Raw genomic sequence first — 17185 nt, 5'->3', positions numbered from 1 at the left:
GGTGTTGACTAAAGCTATCCCGGCGGGCAAGATGCATGCACCGGCTACGCCACCTTCCAGGAGCACACGCCATGCCTCGCGCCCACCTGCATGCCTTCGAAGGCGAACAGCTGACCGTGCAGCAGATCCATCAACGCGTCCCCATCCTGTCCGAGCGCACCATCCGCGACCACCTGGCGGCTGGCCGTCGCACCCGCTCCGCCATGCTGTGCTTCGATCCGATCGCCGCTGCCGCACGTGGCGGACGCATCACCCAGCGCATGCTTCGCGCCCGCAGTGTGGCCAGCCGCGATTCCTGATCGCCGCCGCGCCTGTCGCATCCTCCCAGGAGTAGATACCGCATGATCCCCACCTCGCTCGACAACGGTCACCGCATGATCGCCGCCACACTGGCCGCATTCCGCGCCGGCCCCGCACTCGGCCGCGTGCCGCTGCGCAGCGCATCACTGGCGCGGCCACCGCTCTATATCGGTGTTGCAGGCGGCAAGCGTGCCGGCAAGGACACCCTTGCCAATGGCCTCGCTTCGGCGCTGGCCCTGCCATGCGACAGCTTCGCCGCACCGCTGCGGCAGTTCGTCGCCTCCATCCTCGGGATGTCCCTGCGCGAACTGGACAGCCGCAAGGAGGATGCCATCGACTGGCTGGCCGACCTCACGCCTCGCCACATGATGCAGAGTGCCGGCACTGAATGCGGGCGCGACCGCGTCCACCCGGAGCTGTGGGTGCGCTCGCTGTTCTCGCGACTGCCAGAAGGTGGCCTGGTTCCCGATGTCCGTTTCGCCAGCGAGGCCCAGGCCATTCGTCGCCGCGGGGGCGTCGTGATCCGCGTCGTCCGCCCCGGCCAGCACAGCAGCGACCTGCACGCCAGTGAGCAACCACTGCCGGACGAACTGATCGACATCGAGGTATGCAACGACCGTACGCCAGCCGACCTGGTACGCAATACGCTGGACCAGCTGATGCGCCGCGGGTGGATCTGAACGCATGGCGCAGATGCCTGCATGATGAAGCGCGCAGCGCCTCTTGATCCCGGCCTGATGCCGGCCTGTGGCCCATCATCGGCGAAAATGCGGTAAGGTCGTCCCCCAACACCGACGGCACCTGCCGTCACCCTGCATCCCCAACCGCTTTAGAAAAGAGGAAATGTCATGGAGGTCGAACAGTTCACGTCGACGCGCCAGAAGGCCATCGAATTGTTCAAGTCGCAGCCCAAGGGTGGCAAGGACATCGTGAGCCTGGATGCGATCTTCATTTCGCTGTGCTCGCTGGCCAATGCCCAAACCGGGACCGGCAATGCCCTGCAGCCGCGTACCGCCGCCCGTCCGGGCAGCCAGCAGCCGCCTGCGCCATGGTTCACCGAAACCCTGGCTGCTCTCAAGGGCAAGGGCGAGTCGATCACCGTTGCACGCTTCCTGATGTTCGCCAACCGCTTCCCGGTCAAGCGCATGGACCAGGTCAACGCGGCGCGCTGGCTGCGCGATGCCGGCTACATACCGCGCAAGACCGGCGGCAACCTGGTGTTCGATCTTTGATCCAGCCTGACCTGCAGTCCTGAAGCCCCGGCATCGTCCGGGGCTTTTTCGTTTCAGGGGTCACGCACCATGAGGATGGGCCGTCCTGCGTCATGCTCACCCTGTACCTGCCGCCTGCCCTTGCCCTGCCGTTGTTTTCTCGCGGTGAGGACAAGGAGTACTGCAAAGCGGCAGAAGTCCGGACACAGCGGGACAACCTGAAAAAGCGCTTCAGAAACCTGCACCTGGAGGCACTCACCGATCCTCACCGCCGGCCCTGAACGCCTTCAGCACGCCGCGCTGAAAGTAGATGAAAGGTGTTGACCAAGAGCTCGGGATGGCAACAGTGGATATCCATGCCACTGAACAGTCTTCCCATGAACGCCCTGCCCGACAGCATCCAGACCCTGGCCGAGGTCATCGGCGAATCCGCAGCCCTCACGCTTGTGCGTGCGTGGCCGCCTTCCACCTCCAGTACCACCGGACGCCATCGCGTCATCGTCTACGTCCCCTCCAGGCTGCCCGACCAGCACCGGCTGATCGACATCCTTGGCCTTGAGGTCGCGCAGCGACTGGTTGCTCACTTCGGTGGCGAGCTGCTGTTCCTGGCATCGTGCTTCGCCGCCAGTGCACATGAGCGCCGCGAGCAGATCGCACGCGCGGTGGCCAGCGGCACGCCCCGCGAGCATGTCGCGCGCGAGTTCGGCGTCTCGCAGACCACCATCAAGCGCGCGCTGCGCGGTGCCCGTTCCACGCCGCCACCACCGGTCCACCCGGCCCTGCTCAAGGGGTACGCACGCGCATGAACGAGAGCGACCTGCTGGCCGGCGTGCCGGACTGGGCCAAGTACCTGGGCGGTACCTCCGGCGTGGTGATCGCGGTATCGCTGTGGCTTCGACAATGGCTGTCCTCGGCCAAGGTCGACCGTACCGCCGACGAGGCCACCAGCAACACCCTGCGCACCCTGCAGGAGCAGCTGGCGGCCGAGCGCACGCGTGCCGATGAGCTGATGCACGAACGCGAAGCGATGGCCCAGGAGATCGGCCAGCTGCGCGGTGAAGTCAGCGCCCTGCGTGCCCAGGTCACCCAGCAGAGCGTGCAGATAGCTGCGCTGCTGGACCTGGTGCGCAAGCAGCCGGGAGCAGCCGCATGACCGCCGCTGCAGCCAGCGCCCTCGGCGGCACCAACGTCGCCGCGTTCCTGGACATGCTGGCCGTGTCCGAAGGCACCGATATTCCGCGCCAGCGTTCGCGTGACCGTGGCTACGACGTGATCGTCGGTGGCCAGCTGCTCAGCGACTACCGCGATCATCCGCGCGTGCTGGTATCGCTGCCGCGTTACGGCATCAAGTCCAGTGCGGCCGGCCGCTACCAGTTCCTGCGCAGTACCTGGGACGACCTGCGCGCTCGCCTGGCCCTGCCCGATTTCGGGCCGGTGTCCCAGGACCGTGCTGCGGTGGCCCTGCTCAAGCAATGCGGTGCCTACGAACTGGTCCGCCTCGGCCGCTTCGACGCCGCCGTCAGCGCGGCACGGGGGATCTGGGCCTCGCTGCCGGGCGCCGGATATGGGCAGAAGGAGCATGCGCTGGAGACGCTGCGCGCGGCCTATCGCGCCGCCGGTGGGAGCCTTTCCTGATGCCGATCCTGCTCCGGATGCGCATCGCCCTGCTTGCACTGGTCGCCAGCCATGTGGTCTGCGCCTGGCTGGGCTGGACACTGCGCGACCGCAGTGCCGACCGTGCCGTCGCCATGGCGCAGGCGGCGCAGCAGGCCCTGCGCGCCGGCATCGCCCAGGCCGCCCACCAGCAGGACCAGGCCAACGCACGTGCCGGAGCACAGGCCGAATCACAGCACGTCGCCGCACAGGCCGCGCGCAGCCAGCAATTCAACGCACTGCAACAGGACATCGAGACCCATGCCAAGACCCCTCGCCGTGATCGCGGCAATGCTGATGCTGAGTTCGTGCGCATCTGGCGCGAAGCCAACGCCGGCGCCTCTCAGCATTGATCTGCACATCGCGCCAGCCCAGCTGCGCGCACCGCGTGCGCTGCCGGACCTGCAGGCCGCCGACGACGATGCGCTGCTGCGCAACCACGTCGCCGTGGCGCGGTACTACCACGAACTGGCCGACCAGCTGCGCGCCCTGCTGTGCAGCCTCGGCAGCCAGCAGGGCTTCACCCTCAATGGCGCGCCACCGGTGAAACCGACGGTGGGCACGGCCCGAACTGAGCCGGCCCACGGCCACGCCTGCAATGCCGCCCACCCCGGGTGATGGCAACACTACATGCAGACAGCGCGCGTCGCCCCTGATCGCGCGCGTCCTCCCATTCAACGTACGAGCTGACATGGCGAACGACTCCCAACCTTCCACTCTCGACGCGCTGCATGCCGCTATCGAAGCCGCGATCCGCGCGCGCTTTCCGGGCTTCGCAACCGTCGAGTTCTATCGCGACGCGAGCGCCGAAGGACCGGCCACGCCGGCCTGCCTGCTGGCACTGACCCGCTGTGATCGCGGCAAGGACAACGACGACGGCAGCGGTCAGCTGCAGGCCGTGCTGCGTTTCGAAGCGCGCATCGTCGTGGCTTCCGCCAATGCAGGCGCAGCGCTGCAGCTGCGTAACGCCGCTGTTGGCCTGGCGACCTGGCTGCATCAGCTCGGCCGATTCCCAGGCGCACCCAGTGGAGCGATCGAAGTGATCGCCGCACTGCCCGAGGATGCCGCAACGGCACAGCCGGGGCTTCGCACCTGGGTGGTCGAGTGGTCGTTGCCGGTCGCCCTGGGCAGCAACAGCTGGGAAGAAACCGGTGGCGTGGTGCCGCAGGCCTTCTACAGCTTCGTGCCGGAGATCGGTAGCGATCACCAGGCCCGCTACCAGTCCATCGAGGGAGCGGCACCATGAGCGCCGAACACGCCAGGCTGATCGCCAACCTGTTGATGATCGGCGTCGTGCGCGAGCTGGATGAGGCCAATGGCCGCGTGCGCATTGATGCCGACGGCATGCTCACCGACTGGATTCCCTGGCTGGAACGGCGTGCCGGGCCCGGCGTGCGCAGCTGGTGTGCACCGGAGCCGGGCGAGCAGGTGGTGCTGGCCTGCCCCTACGGTGATCCAGGCCAGGCGCTGGTGCTGGGCAGCCTGTACCAGGATCGTTTCCCGGCGCCGGCCGATTCGCGCCTGCGGCAGCGCACTGAATTCGCCGACGGCAGCTTTGTCGAGTACGACCAGGAAACCACCACGCTGACCGTCCACGCCGGCAGTGGCAACGTCATTGTCCACTGCAGCAATGCGCAGGTGATGGCCACGCAATCGGTGCTGCTCGATACGCCGTCGATCAAGGCCACCGGCGACCTCGAGGTTGCCGGCACGATCACCGCTGGCAAGGACATCAGCACCCCGGCGGAGATCAGGGCCGGCGCCATCGGCCTCAAGGCCCATACGCACACCGCGCAGGGACCGACTGCACCGACCACGCCCGCGCAGCCCTGAACGGCCACGCGTGCAATGCCCTGAAAACCCGCACTCCACGACGATAGAGGCCATGCGAGGAATCGACGCCAACACCGGCAAACCACTGGATGGGCTGGCCCATCTGCATCAATCCGTGCGTGACGTTCTCACCACGCCCCTGGGCTCCCGCGTACTGCGTCGCGAGTATGGCTCGCGCGTATTCGAACTGATCGATGCGCCGACCAACCGCTCGCTGCGCATGGACCTGATCGCGGCCACCGTCGACGCACTCGCGCGATGGGAACCGCGGCTCCACGTCGAGAACGTCGACGTCTCCCTCCCCGCCCCCGGCGTGATGATCCTGGCAGTGACCGGAATCCATCTGCCCGACGGCGAGGCCATCACCATCGAAGGAATCGAGGTTCGCTAACCGTGGCATCCGGCTCGTTCACCAGTGTCAATCTCTCCCAGCTGCCCGCACCGGCGGTCATCGAAGTGCTCGATTTCGAGACGTTGTTCGATGAATCACTGACCGCGCTGCAGGCGTTGGATCCCACCTTCGATGCGCTGCTGCCGTCGGACCCGGCCTTCAAGATCCTGGAGGTCTGCACCTACCTGCGCCTGCTCGACCGCCAGCGCGTCAACGATGCGGCGCGCGGCGTGATGCTGGCCTACGCGGTCGGCAGTGACCTGGACCAGCTGGCCGCGATCTTCGGCATCGGCCGCCAGATGCTGGACCCTGGCAAGCCGCAGGAGGGCATCCCGCCGCGTTACGAGAACGATGAGGATTTCCGTCGCCGCATCCAGCTGGGTCCGGAAGGCTTCAGTGTGGCTGGACCGGAAGGCGCCTACATCTTCCACGCGTTGAGCGCGGACCCGCGCGTGCTTGATGCCAGCGCGACCAGCTCCTCGCCCGGCGAGGTGGTGGTATCGGTGCTGTCGCGCGAAGCCGATGGCACTGCCACCCAGGGCCTGCTCGACGCGGTCGAAGCCAAGCTGGGCGCAGCCGATGTGCGTCCGCTGACCGACCACGTGCTGGTGCGTACCGCTGCCATCGTCAACTACATGGTCAGTGCCACGCTCTACACCTTCGCAGGTCCGGATTCGCAGGTCGTGCTGGCGGAAGCGCGCACGCGGCTGGACCGCTACATCGCCGAATCGCACCGTCTCGGTCGCGACGTCACCCGCTCGGGCCTGTTCGCCGCATTGCATGCTGAGGGCGTGCAGCGCGTGGAGATTGCCAGCCCGGCAGCCGACGTGGTGGTGGACCGTACCCAGGCCACCTACTGCACCGCCGTGACCCTGACCCATGGCGGCAACGATGAGTGATACCACCACGCGACTGGTCAATGCGCGCCTGCGCGGCGCGGTCGATGGGCACAACCTGCAGTTCCGCCATCCCGGTGGCTCGCTGGCCACCCTGCAATCGGTGTACCGCACCGACTGGCAAGGTCGGATTAAGTTGTCGGATACGCTGCGGCGCAACCTGCAGCGGTTCTCGGGTGCCTTCAGTCACACCTGGTGGAAAGGCTTCCACGTCAAGCCGGCGAACCTGTCGTTCTATCATCCCGCTCCAGATGGCAGCCCCACTGCCTGGTCCTTCCCCGTTTCCGACGCGACCGGGGGTCCGGAACAGAACTTCGCCGGCCTGGTGGACGAGGACAGCAGCGTGTTTCCCAATGGTGCCGTGCGCACCATCAGCGTCTGGCTGCGTGCAACCGAGCCATGCGTCATCGACTTCGGCATGCGCACGACCGGCCCAGGCAGGACACGTCTGCGGGTGGGCACCGAGTGGAAGCGCTACAGCTACACCTATGCCGCAACCGCGGATGACGCACCACGGGGCGTGAGCATCGTGCTGGATCGACGGGCAACCGGGAACACCGACCTGAAGCCGGACAGCCGCATCCATCTGTGGGGCGTGCAAGTGGAGGAAGGTCGTGAGGCAACCAGCTACATCCGCACCATGCCAGTGCCGGTGGGTGTGACTGATTACAGCGTCACCAACAACGTGATCACACTCAGCCAGCTGCCCGTGCCCGGCGCGATCATCGACGGCGATGCACTGGTCAGGGTACCGACCACAGCCAACCTGTTGCCGCCCAACGCCACCCAGGCGGAGCGGGCGCTGGCACGTGCTGCGGTGACTCGTCCCCTGCCGGTGGACATCACCGCACTCTGGGATGCCGATCGCTGCCCCGCCGCGCTGCTGCCGTGGCTGGCCTGGGCGCTGTCCGTCGACGAATGGAAGGCCTACTGGCCGGAGGCAGTGAAGCGTGCACGCGTTCGCGCCGCGATCGCGATCCAGCGCCGCAAAGGCACCTGGGGCAGCGTGCGCGACGTGGTCGCCGCCTTCGGTGGCTCGATCCTGATCCGCGAATGGTGGGAGATGCAGCCGCCCGGCGCGCCACACACCTTCGAAGCGGTGATGACCATTGCCAACCAGGGCGGCGAGACCGCCACCGCCAAGTTCGTCGACGACGTGATCGGCGAGATCACCCGCACCAAGCCGGTGCGTTCGCACTTCACCTTCACCCAGGGCATGCAGGCCAGCGCCGGTATCGGTGCGCTTGCCGGCGCCCATGGCACCACCTTCCGCCGCATCCAACTGATCGGAGAGTAAACCCCGCATGCGCTTGAAAATCACCGAAGCCGGCTTCGCCAAGCTGGTCAATCCACCCAATACCGGCACCAGCGCCGTACTGGTCACCGAGATCGGCCTGACTTCCACCGCGTTCACGCCGTCGGCCGGGCAGACCATGCTGCCCGGCGAGATCAAGCGCGTCTCGACCTTCGGCGGCAAGGCCGTGGGCGATGACACGTTGCACGTGACCATCCGCGACGACAGCGCAACGGCCTACAGCCTGCGGGGCTTCGGCCTGTACCTGGGCGACGGCACGCTGTTCGCAACCTTCGGCCAGGCCGATCCGATCATGGAGAAGACCGCGGCCTCGATGCTGCTGCTCTCTACCGACATCCGCTTCAGCGAAGTGGATACCGCGCTGATCGAGTTCGGCAATGCCGAATTCATCTACCCGCCCTCCACCACCGAGGTACAGGGCGTGGTCGAGCTGGCCACCTCCACCGAAACCGAGGACGGTGCCGATGCACAACGCGCTGTCACCCCGCGTGGCCTGCGCGCTTTCATCGACAAGCGCTTCGGCGCCAGCGCACCGACCCAGTTCGTGCGCACGCTGTTGTCGATCGCCACCGATGCCGCGTTCCGTTCCGCTCTGGGCCTGAGATCGGCGGCGCTGAAGGACGAGGGAGCCGACAAGGGCCTGGACGCCGACCTGCTTGATGGCCGGCACGGCACCCACTACCTGGACTGGCGCAACATGACCGGCGTGCCGTCCAGCGTGCACGTGCCCGGCCAGGTGATCCTGTTCGCCGGTGCCACCGCACCGAGCGGCATGCTGCTGTGCAACGGTGCCGCCGTGCTGCGTGCCAGCTATCCGGCACTGTTTGCCGCCATCGGTACCCGCTACGGCGCCGGTGATGGTGCGACCACCTTCAACCTGCCTGCAATGCAGGAAGGTACGGTGGTCACCCACACGCTGAATCCGGACGCTGTCGGCAGCTTCACCCAGGGTGAGGTGATCCGCCACGCCCACAGTGCAAGCACGGCAGCGGCAGGCAACCACAGCCATGCCATTTCGGTAGGTGCAGGCGGTGCTCATTCCCATGGTGCCAGCGCAAGCGCCGTCGGTGACCACGCGCACGGCGCATGGACCGATTCGCAGGGTCACCATGGACATACCGGTGGCACCTCGTGGGTGGGTGATCACCAGCATCTCACCGCATTCGCCGAATCCGGCACCACCTATCCGTGGGGCGCCGACTACAACAATCACGCCGGTTCGCGCGGCAACCTGGACTACGACAACCCCTGGCCGTACACCAGCCCGGCCGGTGGCCACGCGCACAGTTTCACCACCGACGGTGCAGGCGCGCACGGCCACAACATCGGCATGAACGGCGCCGGCGCCCACTCGCACACCATCTCCATCGCCCAGGTCGGTGACCACGGCCATGCCGCTTCGGCCGCCGACGCCGGTTCACACACCCACACCATCGTGGTGGAGAACGCCGGTGGTGACCGCAACCTGCCGGCCGGCCTGCGGATGATCTATTGCATCGCGTACTGAGGACATGAGCTTGCCTACCGAACCGCGCTTCGCGCACTCCTACGATCCCGCCACCCGCGCCTACATGGGCAAGGTCCGCCTGCAGCCATCGCCCGATGGTGCATGGAACCTGCCCGACTTCACCGTGAATGTCGCCCCCCGCCAACCTGCAGGCGAGTACCAGGCATTGCGCCTGGCCGACGACGGCACACGCTGGGAAACGGTGGCCGATTTCCGCAACTGCATGCTGTGGGACACGCGCACGGCGATGGCGGTGCCCAATCGCCTCGCGCTCGGCCAGCCATTGCCCCAGGACGTGACCCTTTCGGAACCGTTCAAGCTGGATGGCACCACTGCGCAGTACAACGCCTGGAATGCCAGCCGCCGCGAATGGACCCTGCTGCCGGATTACAGCACGCGGCCGCTGTGGAACAAGCGTGATGCGAGTTTCGCCACCGCCGTACCCCGCGGCGTTGCGCTGCCGTCCACGGTCACCGACCTTGCACCGCCCCGCGACCGCAGCTACCCGGTCACCTTCGACGAAGCCAGCACCGCGTGGGTGATGGTGGCTGCACCCGAACCCGAAGTGGCGCCGCTGCCGCAACCGTGATGCCGGACCACGGCTGCAATTAATCCAGCCGCGGCCAGATACGAACATGTACCCATGCGGCGCAGATCGCGACCGCAGCACCCACCCAACCAAGGAAAAAACAACGCATGGCCGAATTTCTGCATGGCGTGCAGGTCGTCAACATCGATGGTGGTTCCCGCTCGATCGCTGTTGCCTCGACCAGCGTCATCGGCATCGTGGGCACCGCGCCCCGCGCCGACAAGAACGCCTTCCCGTACAACACCCCGGTCCTGGTGACCTCGCGTTCGCAGGCCGCAAAGCTGCTCGCAAACGCGGCTACCGAAGTCGATGAAGGTACCCTTCCGGGCCAGCTCGACGCCATCTTCGACCAGTCCAACGCCGTCGTCGTCGTCATTCGCGTCGAGAAGGGCGCCACCGAGAACGACACCCTGGCCAACGTGCTGGGCGGCGTGAACGCGCAGACCGGTGCCTACACCGGCGTACACGCGCTGCTGGCTGCCAAGTCGGTGGTCGGCATCAAGCCGCGCATCCTGGCGGTACCGGGCTTCACCCATACCCACGAAAAGCGCGACACGGAACTGCTGGCCAACCCGGTCGTGGCCGAACTGCTGGGCATCGCCGACAAGCTGCGCGCGGTGATCATCAAGGACGGCCCGAACAGCAACGACGACGCGGCCAAGAGCACCACCACCCTGACCGGCTCCAAGCGTGTCTACGTGGTCGACCCGGCACTGCTGGTGCAGTCCGGTGATGCCATCGTCACCCGCTACGCCTCCGGTGCCGTGGCCGGCGCCATCGCCCGCAGCGACAACGAACGTGGCTGGTGGGCATCGCCGTCGAACCTGGAGCTCAACGGTGTGGTCGGTACCGCACGTGCGATCGACTTCGGGCTGTCCGATGCGAGCAGCCGCGCCAACCTGCTGAACCAGTCGAACGTGGCGACCATCATCCGCGAAGGTGGCTTCCGCCTGTGGGGCAACCGCACCGCCAGCATCGACGCCAAGTGGCAGTTCCTGTGCGTGGTGCGCACCGCCGACATCATCGCCGACAGCCTCGAGGCCGCCCATCTGTGGGCCGTCGACCGCGGCATCAGCAAGACCTACGTCGATGACGTGCGCGAAGGCGTCAATGCCTTCCTGCGCGGCCTGAAGACCCAGGGCGCGATCCTCGGCGGCAACTGCTGGATCGACCCGGAACTGAACGCAGCGGACAGCGTGGCCCAGGGCCGCTTCTACTGGGACTTCGATTTCACTCCGACCTACCCGGGTGAGCAGCTGACCTTCCGCATGCACATGAACAACAACTACGTCTCGGAGATCTTCTAAGCATGGCGCGCAAGATCCGCAAGAACTTCAACTTCTACGTCGACGGCAAGGGTTATGCCGGCAGCGTGATGTCCTTCACCGCTCCCAAGCTGACGCTGAAGACCGAGGACTTCCAGGCCGGCGGCATGCTCGCACCGACCGAAATCGTCCTCGGCCACGAAAAGCTGACTGCCGAAGTGACTTTCGCCTCCGATGACGCGGAGATCATGTCCAAGTTCCACGTCATCGAAAGCAAGGAGTACGGCTTCACCGCCCGCGAGGCGCTGGAAGCCGACGACGGTACGGTCTCCCAGGTCGTGCACAACATGCGCGGCAAGGTGAAGTCGCTGGACCGCGGCGAGACCAAGGTCGGCGAGAAGGGCACGGTCAAGGTCGGCCTGGCACTGAGCTACTACAAGCTGACCCATGGCGCGCAGGTAGTGCAGGAGATCGACGTGACCAACATGATCGCCCGCCAGGGCGGCGTGGACGCACTGGCCGGCATCCGCGGTGCACTGGGCATCTGAGCCCACCCCGCACTGAAGTACACGGGGGCGCATCGCGCCCCCGCATCCACCGCACTCCATCGATACCCAGGAACACATCCATGTCCAGCAAGACCAAGACCACCGCCGACACCGTCATCGAGCGCGACGGCTATGCCGAAATCACCCTCTCCCGCCCGCGCCAGGTCAATGGCATGGACACCGCAGTGCTGCGCATGCGCGAGCCGACCGTGGAAGACATGGAGCGCTACCAGGACGACAAGGGCACCGATGCCCAGCGCGAAGTGCGGATGATCGCCAACCTGTGCGAGATCGCACCCGACGACGTGCGCAGGATGCCGCTGCGCGACTACGCCCGCCTGCAGGCCGGTGTCGCGCTTTTTACCACCTGACCCTGCCGCAGATCAGGCAGGGAGCACTCGCCCTGGCCGGGCATACCGGCTGGGGCCTGGGCGAGATCATGACGCTGCGGGTGTCGAAGTTCATCTGGTGGATACAGGGATTGCCGGTACATGGCGAGTAACGTTCAAACGACAACGATCACGATCGGCGGCTCGGTCTCCAAGTCGCTGCAGGACGCGCTGTCCTTCAGCAGGGATGGCCTGAAGCGCCTTGGCGATGAAGCGGACAAGCTCGAGCGCAAGCTCAATGTCATGGGCAGGTCGAGCAGCCAGTTCGCCCGCATGCGCATCGAAGCTGATGCGCTGCGAGCGTCGCAGGAAGCACTGCAGCGCATCGAAGACAAGCGCACGGCGAATCTCGAGAAGCGCGAGAAACTCGGATCGGCGTTCGGCGATGCACGTGGCATGCTCGGCAATGCCATCACCACGCTGGCCAAGCCGGTGGAGAACGCCGCCGGCTTCGTGCGCGAGAACCAGGCCATCGGCAATGCCGCCAACCTGACCCGCGCCCAGGTCAAGGCACTGGGCGAGACCATCCTGGCCGAGTCCGGGCGCACCTATCAGGGCGCCGGCGAGCTGCAGCGCGCGATCGGCCAGCTGGTCGGCGCCGGCATCGACGCGCAGGCCGCACAGGCCAGCCTCGGTGCAATCGGCCGCACCACCACCGCCACCGGCGAAAGCATCGACGATGTCACCCTTGCTGCGTCCGGCCTGCAGCAGGCGTTGAAGATCGATCCCAGCGGGCTGCAATCGGCGTTGGACGTACTGGTCGTGGCGGGCAAGGATGGCGGTGTCGGCCTGAAGGACATGGCGGGCGCGCTGCCGGTGCTGGGCAGCGCGTTCCAGTCACTGCAGATGCATGGCAATGCGGCCGCAGCCACCATGGGCGCGGCGCTGGATGTCGCCCGCCAGGGTGCCGGTGGCGCCGACGAAGCCGCCGGCAACATGCAGCGCTTCATGGCCAGCATCCTCTCGCCGGACCTGCAGGCCAAGGCCAAGAAGGGCTTCAAGCTGGACCTGCGCAGGATCATCAATGAGGCGCAGAGCACCGGCGGCAATCCGTTCGATGCAGCGATGCAGGGCATCATCCAGGCCACCTCGGGTGACCAGGCGAAGATCGGCAAGCTGTTCGGCGATGCGCAGGCGCAGAACTTCGTGCGCCCGATGATCCAGAACTGGGACGAATACACCCGCATCCGCGACAAGGCCCTCTACGCATCGGCAGGCACCACCGATGCCGGTTTCGCGGCAAAGATCCAGAGCGATCCGGAAAAGATCGAAGGCGCGAAGATCGCCGTCGACAATCTGTCCAAGGCCTTCGGCAGCGCGCTGCTGCCGGCGGTGGGCGAAGCAGCGGTGAAGCTGACCGAGCTGTTGAACGGGGTGACCTCGTTCGTGCAGGAGAACCCGAAGCTGATTGCCAACACCACCCAGGTAGTGGTCGGCATGATGGGCATGCGCACCGCCGTGCTCGGCGTGCGCTATGCCTGGACCTTCCTGCAGGGCCCGATCCTGGCCGTGCAGAAGGCGTTCGAACTGTTCCGCGGCGGCAGCCTGCTGGCCCAGCTGGGGCAGTTCGGACCGACCGCCATGCGCCTGGCGTCCGGCTTCCGCGTGGTGGCCACCGCCGTGGGTGCCATCGGCGGTGGGCCGATCACGCTGGCCATCGCCGCCATCACCGCCGGCGCGTTGCTGGTACGCAAGTACTGGGAACCCATCAAGGCCTTCCTCGGTGGCGTCTGGGACGGTCTCAGTGGCGCGGGCACTGCCGCCATGGGCGAACTGATGCGCGCCGTCGAACCGCTGCGCCCGGCATGGGAAGTCATGAGCGGGTTGATCGGGCAGGCCTGGGATTGGCTGTCGAAGATGCTGGAGCCGGCGCAGTACACCGGCAACGAGCTTTCGCGTGTGGCCGAGATCGGCTCGCTGGTGGGTGAGGCCCTGCTGGCCAACTTCCGCATGGTCATCCAGGTCATCGGTGGCGTGGTGCAGACCGTTGTCTGGCTGGGCGAAACGCTGGGCATCGCTGCCGGCTGGATCACCGTCACGCTCGGCGGTGCCTGGGACGCGATCATGGCGTCGGCAGGCGCGGCCATCGACTGGATCATGGGCAAGCTGCAGCCGTTGCTGGATGGCATCAGCTGGGTGGCAGGCAAAGTGGGCGGTGGCCTGGGTTTCCTCAAGGACAAGGCCGTCGAAGGCGCCGGTATCGCCCTTGACCGCGCAAACGTGGGCAAGGCGGCCTATGGCGCGATGGCAGCCAACGGCGGCGGCGGCATTGGTGACATGGCACGTGTCGCGTACGCGGTCGGCACCAACGACGGCGATGGCCTCAAGCGGCGCATGGCAGACCTCGGCAGCGCGCAGCAGGGGCGACAGGCACCGTCGATGCCCTCGGGCACTCCACGCATGCCCACCACCGTGCAGCAGCAACAGACCAACAACATCACCATCCACCAGCAACCGGGGGAATCCAGCGAGGCACTGGCGCGGCGTACCGCCAATGCATTGCAGCACCAGCAGGCCGTACAGGCCCGCGCCACCCTCGGAGACAGGAACTAAGCATGAAGCGCGAGTTCGTAACCGCAACCCTCGACAAGCTGCTGTCCGGTTTCCAGAGCAACGACTCAGGCAACGCACCCGTGCTGCTGATGCTGGGCGGCTTCAAGTTCAGCCTCAACACTGCGGTGTTCCAGGAGATCCAGCAATCCAACGAGTTCCGTTGGCAGGCACAGGAACGCGTCGGCCAGCTGGCCGCGTTGCAGTACACCGGTCCGGGCCAGGCCACCATGACACTGCCGGGCGTGCTGAACCACGAGTTCCGTGGCAAGGGCAACCAGATGTCGGAGCTGCGCAGGCTGGCCGCACAGGGCAAGCCACAGCGGCTGCTGACCGGCCGTGGTGGCAACCTCGGCCTGTGGGTGATCGACAAGATCGAAGCCACCAGCAAGCACTTCACGCCCGATGGCGACATCCGCCAGCAGACCTTCACCCTCTCCCTGCGGAAGCACAGCCATGGCACGAACGTATAACACCCGCGACGGCGACGTCGTCGACCGCATCGCCTACGTGCTCTACGGCGAGCAATCACCGGCCATCCTGCGCGCGGTGTTCGATGCCAACCCCGGCCTGGCCGCACGCGGCGCGGTACTGCCTGCGGGCCTGGTGATCACCCTGCCGGATGTACAGCGTCCAGCCAATGAACGCTCGGGAGTATCGCTGTGGGATTGAACGTCGAACCGGCCTTCCGTGTGGTGGCCAACAGCGAAGACATCACCGACAAGATCATGTCGCGTTTCAAGTCGCTGCGCATCACGGACGAAACCGGCAACACCGCCGACACGCTGGAGCTCCAGCTGGCTGACCACGATCCGTCCGATCCGATCCAGCTGCCTCCCGTGGGTGCCGAGCTGGAGGCCTTCATCGGCTATGACGGCGAGGTGCGGCGCATGGGCCTGTACATCTGCGATGAAGTGGAAATCTCCGGCTATCCAGGCAGCATGACCCTGCGCGCACGCGCGGCGCCCTTCGAGGCCAGCAAGGGTGGCAAGAACGATCTTCAGACGCAGAAGACGCGCACCTGGAAAAAGGGCACGACGATCGGCGGCATGGTGCAGCGCATGGCGGGCGAGCACGGACTGAGCGCAGCAGTGAGTGAATCGCTGGCGTCGATCGTGCTGCCGCTCACCGTGCAGTCGCAGGAGTCGGACATGAACCTGCTGCTGCGGTTGGGCAAACAGCATGACGCCATCGCCAAGCCGGGCGGCGGACGCCTGATGTTCGTCACCCGCGGCGAATCCACCACGGCCAGTGGCGAGCGCATTCCCGACGTCACCCTTACCCCCGCCGATGGCAGTGCCTACAAGGTCACCATCGCCTCACGCGAGAAGGCCGGGACCACCATCGCCTATTACCGCGATGTACGCGGCGCAAACCGCCAGGAGGTGAAGGTGGGCAGCGGTGAACCGATCGTGCGCCTGCGCATGGCCTACGCCGACCGCGCGACCGCCGAAGCAGCAGCCCGCGCCAAGCAACGCGAACAGGCGCGGCAGACGCGCAAGCTGAGCTACACCCTGCCCGGCCGCCAGACGTTGATGGCCGAAGCCACGGTGGTGATGCAGGGCTTCCGCGACGGCGTGGATGGGCGGTGGCTGGTCAAGCATGCCGAGCACAGCATCGGCAGCGAGGGTTACGTCACCAGCATCCAATGCGAACAGCCCAACAGTGCCGACGCAGTGAAAGCGGCCAGCAGCGCCGCAGCGACCGAGGACGAGCAGGTGGGCAGCGAGGTGTAGATCCACGCCATGCGTGGATGCTCTCCGCATCAAGTCACATACTGCGCCTGCCCATTGCCGAACGACCAGTTCTCTCTCTTCACTTCCACCAGGTTGATGAACACGTCCTCGCGGCGGATGCCCACCGCCGCGTGCAGGCCATCGGCGATGCCGGCGTACAGCGCCTTCTTCTGCTCCAGCGTACGTCCTTCGTTCCAGGTGATCTGGATGCAGATGAAGTCGTCGGTGCGGTCCACGCCCAGGTAACTCGGGTCGTAGATCAGCGTGCCGGGCTCGTGTTCCTGGAAGATCTGGAAGCGATCGTTTTCCGGCACGCCCACCGCGCGCATGGCCTGGTAGATGGTTTCGCCGACGCGTTGCAGGTAGTCGGCGGATTTACCTTTGCGAAGATCGATGCGGGCGAGCGGCATGGTGGCACTCCAGAGTGGATGGGCACGGCAATGCGCTGAGACTACGCCTGCCCGGGGCGGTGGGACAGCGCAGGGATGGAACCCTCTGCCTTCATCCGCGATACATTCCCGCCCGCGTGCGCCGGGTGACGGAATTGCCATGGCGGCGCCGCTCTGGAGTCGTCATATGCACGGTCGGAGTGGGCGGCGTTGTGCGCCATCAGTGACGGACCGCACAACGGGCAGGTGCCGGAGGGCACATAACCCGCTGGACCACTTCGACTTCTCGTCCGAGCGCGCCGCTGATGGCCAGTACGTTGCCGGCGGCTGGAGCCGTCCGACCAACAGCCCGATCTACAACCTGCCCCCGATCCAGATCATGGCCGTGCCGGTCGGCCACCGCATCCTGCTGCGCCAAGTCTGCATTCTTGCGGCCAAGATGGAGGCGGGGGAAGATTTGAGCGTGTCCGCGACTCACGCGCTGAGCGCCATGCTCTCCAAACTGGGGGCAACTCCCGCCGACGAATCGAAGGTGAATCACGGCTCTGAAGACGATGAGAGCGGCAGCGAGTTCTTTGGCGGCCGTCTCAACTGAGCCAGCCAATCCCGACCG

General features: G+C 66.3%; 25 protein-coding genes. 24 read left to right on the top strand and 1 reads right to left on the bottom strand.

The genetic code is table 11. From position 1 onward, the window contains the following. Window positions 1-71 precede the first annotated feature (71 nt). The 23 genes from AC07M7_RS18160 to AC07M7_RS18050 all read left to right on the top strand — a co-directional run bounded on the left by AC07M7_RS18160 (window position 72) and on the right by AC07M7_RS18050 (window position 16183). Window positions 72-299: a hypothetical protein gene (locus AC07M7_RS18160; protein ID WP_046982771.1), complete on the top strand. Its 228-nt coding sequence runs from the start codon at window positions 72-74 to the stop codon at window positions 297-299. Between the two features lie 42 nt (window positions 300-341). Then, on the top strand, window positions 342-980 hold the full coding sequence (locus tag AC07M7_RS18155) for a deoxynucleotide monophosphate kinase family protein (RefSeq protein WP_495207986.1): 639 nt from the start codon (window positions 342-344) through the stop codon (window positions 978-980). Window positions 981-1148: 168 nt separating this feature from the next. Then, window positions 1149-1532 carry a hypothetical protein gene (locus tag AC07M7_RS18150; protein WP_253078972.1) on the top strand — a complete coding sequence of 128 codons (384 nt, stop codon included), beginning with the start codon at window positions 1149-1151 and terminating at the stop codon, window positions 1530-1532. A gap of 92 nt (window positions 1533-1624) precedes the next feature. Next, entirely contained in the window at window positions 1625-1792 is a 168-nt protein-coding gene (locus tag AC07M7_RS18145) for a hypothetical protein (protein ID WP_495207985.1), read from the top strand. Window positions 1793-1888: 96 nt separating this feature from the next. Continuing rightward, on the top strand, window positions 1889-2317 hold the full coding sequence (locus tag AC07M7_RS18140) for a Mor transcription activator family protein (RefSeq protein WP_478474841.1): 429 nt from the start codon (window positions 1889-1891) through the stop codon (window positions 2315-2317). Then, window positions 2314-2664, top strand: a complete 351-nt coding sequence (locus tag AC07M7_RS18135; protein ID WP_046982774.1) for a hypothetical protein — start codon at window positions 2314-2316, stop codon at window positions 2662-2664. Before AC07M7_RS18140 ends, AC07M7_RS18135 begins: the two co-directional genes overlap by 4 nt. Continuing rightward, window positions 2661-3146 carry a glycoside hydrolase family 24 protein gene (locus AC07M7_RS18130; RefSeq protein ID WP_253078975.1) on the top strand — a complete coding sequence of 162 codons (486 nt, stop codon included), beginning with the start codon at window positions 2661-2663 and terminating at the stop codon, window positions 3144-3146. Before AC07M7_RS18135 ends, AC07M7_RS18130 begins: the two co-directional genes overlap by 4 nt. Beyond that, on the top strand, window positions 3146-3517 hold the full coding sequence (locus AC07M7_RS18125; RefSeq protein WP_337302113.1) for a hypothetical protein: 372 nt from the start codon (window positions 3146-3148) through the stop codon (window positions 3515-3517). The genes AC07M7_RS18130 and AC07M7_RS18125 overlap by 1 nt, the downstream gene beginning before the upstream one ends. Next, complete coding sequence (locus AC07M7_RS18120; RefSeq protein WP_495207984.1) at window positions 3462-3782, top strand: hypothetical protein; 321 nt, start codon at window positions 3462-3464, stop codon at window positions 3780-3782. The genes AC07M7_RS18125 and AC07M7_RS18120 overlap by 56 nt, the downstream gene beginning before the upstream one ends. Before the next feature lie 73 nt (window positions 3783-3855). After that, the gene (locus AC07M7_RS18115) at window positions 3856-4410 is read left to right on the top strand and encodes a hypothetical protein (protein ID WP_495207983.1); all 555 of its coding nucleotides are present in this window, start codon (window positions 3856-3858) and stop codon (window positions 4408-4410) included. Further along, window positions 4407-4997 (top strand): phage baseplate assembly protein V, encoded by a 591-nt coding sequence (locus AC07M7_RS18110; RefSeq protein WP_337302115.1) that lies wholly within the window; start codon window positions 4407-4409, stop codon window positions 4995-4997. The genes AC07M7_RS18115 and AC07M7_RS18110 overlap by 4 nt, the downstream gene beginning before the upstream one ends. Window positions 4998-5049: 52 nt before the next feature. Then, on the top strand, window positions 5050-5388 hold the full coding sequence (locus AC07M7_RS18105) for a GPW/gp25 family protein (protein ID WP_046982780.1): 339 nt from the start codon (window positions 5050-5052) through the stop codon (window positions 5386-5388). Window positions 5389-5390: 2 nt separating this feature from the next. Next, window positions 5391-6287 (top strand): baseplate assembly protein, encoded by an 897-nt coding sequence (locus tag AC07M7_RS18100; RefSeq protein WP_046982781.1) that lies wholly within the window; start codon window positions 5391-5393, stop codon window positions 6285-6287. Continuing rightward, the gene (locus AC07M7_RS18095) at window positions 6280-7581 is read left to right on the top strand and encodes a phage tail protein I (RefSeq protein WP_495207982.1); all 1302 of its coding nucleotides are present in this window, start codon (window positions 6280-6282) and stop codon (window positions 7579-7581) included. The genes AC07M7_RS18100 and AC07M7_RS18095 overlap by 8 nt, the downstream gene beginning before the upstream one ends. Window positions 7582-7588: 7 nt before the next feature. Continuing rightward, window positions 7589-9106: a tail fiber protein gene (locus tag AC07M7_RS18090; RefSeq protein ID WP_495207981.1), complete on the top strand. Its 1518-nt coding sequence runs from the start codon at window positions 7589-7591 to the stop codon at window positions 9104-9106. A gap of 4 nt (window positions 9107-9110) precedes the next feature. Next, window positions 9111-9695, top strand: a complete 585-nt coding sequence (locus tag AC07M7_RS18085; RefSeq protein WP_495207980.1) for a hypothetical protein — start codon at window positions 9111-9113, stop codon at window positions 9693-9695. Between the two features lie 107 nt (window positions 9696-9802). Continuing rightward, the gene (locus tag AC07M7_RS18080) at window positions 9803-11002 is read left to right on the top strand and encodes a phage tail sheath C-terminal domain-containing protein (protein ID WP_046982785.1); all 1200 of its coding nucleotides are present in this window, start codon (window positions 9803-9805) and stop codon (window positions 11000-11002) included. Between the two features lie 2 nt (window positions 11003-11004). Then, window positions 11005-11508: a phage major tail tube protein gene (locus tag AC07M7_RS18075; RefSeq protein WP_046982786.1), complete on the top strand. Its 504-nt coding sequence runs from the start codon at window positions 11005-11007 to the stop codon at window positions 11506-11508. Between the two features lie 80 nt (window positions 11509-11588). Further along, complete coding sequence (locus AC07M7_RS18070) at window positions 11589-11879, top strand: phage tail assembly protein (protein WP_106467222.1); 291 nt, start codon at window positions 11589-11591, stop codon at window positions 11877-11879. A 120-nt stretch (window positions 11880-11999) separates the two neighbouring features. Then, the gene (locus AC07M7_RS18065) at window positions 12000-14450 is read left to right on the top strand and encodes a phage tail tape measure protein (protein ID WP_046982788.1); all 2451 of its coding nucleotides are present in this window, start codon (window positions 12000-12002) and stop codon (window positions 14448-14450) included. A gap of 2 nt (window positions 14451-14452) precedes the next feature. Continuing rightward, a complete protein-coding gene (locus tag AC07M7_RS18060) occupies window positions 14453-14920 on the top strand; it encodes a phage tail protein (protein WP_046982789.1) in 468 nt (155 codons plus the stop codon). Next, window positions 14904-15119: a tail protein X gene (locus AC07M7_RS18055; RefSeq protein ID WP_046982790.1), complete on the top strand. Its 216-nt coding sequence runs from the start codon at window positions 14904-14906 to the stop codon at window positions 15117-15119. Before AC07M7_RS18060 ends, AC07M7_RS18055 begins: the two co-directional genes overlap by 17 nt. Further along, window positions 15110-16183: a phage late control D family protein gene (locus AC07M7_RS18050; RefSeq protein WP_136638928.1), complete on the top strand. Its 1074-nt coding sequence runs from the start codon at window positions 15110-15112 to the stop codon at window positions 16181-16183. The genes AC07M7_RS18055 and AC07M7_RS18050 overlap by 10 nt, the downstream gene beginning before the upstream one ends. Before the next feature lie 29 nt (window positions 16184-16212). On the opposite strand, the gene AC07M7_RS18045 is transcribed toward AC07M7_RS18050, so the two are convergent. Then, the gene (locus AC07M7_RS18045; protein ID WP_495207979.1) at window positions 16213-16593 is read right to left on the bottom strand and encodes a tautomerase family protein; all 381 of its coding nucleotides are present in this window, start codon (window positions 16591-16593) and stop codon (window positions 16213-16215) included. A 139-nt stretch (window positions 16594-16732) separates the two neighbouring features. Here AC07M7_RS18045 and AC07M7_RS18040 point away from each other — a divergent pair, with 139 nt between their 5' ends. Further along, window positions 16733-17167 (top strand): hypothetical protein, encoded by a 435-nt coding sequence (locus AC07M7_RS18040; RefSeq protein WP_495207978.1) that lies wholly within the window; start codon window positions 16733-16735, stop codon window positions 17165-17167. Window positions 17168-17185 lie beyond the last annotated feature (18 nt).

The sequence above is a fragment of the Stenotrophomonas sp. GW821-FHT09E08 genome, assembly GCF_059416125.1.
The sequence above is the reverse complement of the archived record's forward strand: the minus strand, read 5'-3'. Positions and strand labels throughout refer to the sequence as shown.

Bases quoted from the DNA above. Each gene is read 5' to 3' on its own strand.
- AC07M7_RS18045 (WP_495207979.1), bottom strand. From the start codon at position 16,593: ATGCCGCTCGCCCGCATCGATCTTCGCAAAGGTAAATCCGCCGACTAC.
- AC07M7_RS18095 (WP_495207982.1), top strand. From the start codon at position 6,280: ATGAGTGATACCACCACGCGACTGGTCAATGCGCGCCTGCGCGGCGCG.
- AC07M7_RS18080 (WP_046982785.1), top strand. From the start codon at position 9,803: ATGGCCGAATTTCTGCATGGCGTGCAGGTCGTCAACATCGATGGTGGT.
- AC07M7_RS18155 (WP_495207986.1), top strand. From the start codon at position 342: ATGATCCCCACCTCGCTCGACAACGGTCACCGCATGATCGCCGCCACA.
- AC07M7_RS18090 (WP_495207981.1), top strand. From the start codon at position 7,589: ATGCGCTTGAAAATCACCGAAGCCGGCTTCGCCAAGCTGGTCAATCCA.
- AC07M7_RS18120 (WP_495207984.1), top strand. From the start codon at position 3,462: ATGCTGAGTTCGTGCGCATCTGGCGCGAAGCCAACGCCGGCGCCTCTC.
- AC07M7_RS18085 (WP_495207980.1), top strand. From the start codon at position 9,111: ATGAGCTTGCCTACCGAACCGCGCTTCGCGCACTCCTACGATCCCGCC.
- AC07M7_RS18145 (WP_495207985.1), top strand. From the start codon at position 1,625: ATGCTCACCCTGTACCTGCCGCCTGCCCTTGCCCTGCCGTTGTTTTCT.
- AC07M7_RS18040 (WP_495207978.1), top strand. From the start codon at position 16,733: ATGGCGGCGCCGCTCTGGAGTCGTCATATGCACGGTCGGAGTGGGCGG.
- AC07M7_RS18135 (WP_046982774.1), top strand. From the start codon at position 2,314: ATGAACGAGAGCGACCTGCTGGCCGGCGTGCCGGACTGGGCCAAGTAC.
- AC07M7_RS18125 (WP_337302113.1), top strand. From the start codon at position 3,146: ATGCCGATCCTGCTCCGGATGCGCATCGCCCTGCTTGCACTGGTCGCC.
- AC07M7_RS18075 (WP_046982786.1), top strand. From the start codon at position 11,005: ATGGCGCGCAAGATCCGCAAGAACTTCAACTTCTACGTCGACGGCAAG.
- AC07M7_RS18110 (WP_337302115.1), top strand. From the start codon at position 4,407: ATGAGCGCCGAACACGCCAGGCTGATCGCCAACCTGTTGATGATCGGC.
- AC07M7_RS18105 (WP_046982780.1), top strand. From the start codon at position 5,050: ATGCGAGGAATCGACGCCAACACCGGCAAACCACTGGATGGGCTGGCC.
- AC07M7_RS18055 (WP_046982790.1), top strand. From the start codon at position 14,904: ATGGCACGAACGTATAACACCCGCGACGGCGACGTCGTCGACCGCATC.
- AC07M7_RS18160 (WP_046982771.1), top strand. From the start codon at position 72: ATGCCTCGCGCCCACCTGCATGCCTTCGAAGGCGAACAGCTGACCGTG.
- AC07M7_RS18070 (WP_106467222.1), top strand. From the start codon at position 11,589: ATGTCCAGCAAGACCAAGACCACCGCCGACACCGTCATCGAGCGCGAC.
- AC07M7_RS18060 (WP_046982789.1), top strand. From the start codon at position 14,453: ATGAAGCGCGAGTTCGTAACCGCAACCCTCGACAAGCTGCTGTCCGGT.
- AC07M7_RS18150 (WP_253078972.1), top strand. From the start codon at position 1,149: ATGGAGGTCGAACAGTTCACGTCGACGCGCCAGAAGGCCATCGAATTG.
- AC07M7_RS18140 (WP_478474841.1), top strand. From the start codon at position 1,889: ATGAACGCCCTGCCCGACAGCATCCAGACCCTGGCCGAGGTCATCGGC.
- AC07M7_RS18065 (WP_046982788.1), top strand. From the start codon at position 12,000: ATGGCGAGTAACGTTCAAACGACAACGATCACGATCGGCGGCTCGGTC.
- AC07M7_RS18115 (WP_495207983.1), top strand. From the start codon at position 3,856: ATGGCGAACGACTCCCAACCTTCCACTCTCGACGCGCTGCATGCCGCT.
- AC07M7_RS18130 (WP_253078975.1), top strand. From the start codon at position 2,661: ATGACCGCCGCTGCAGCCAGCGCCCTCGGCGGCACCAACGTCGCCGCG.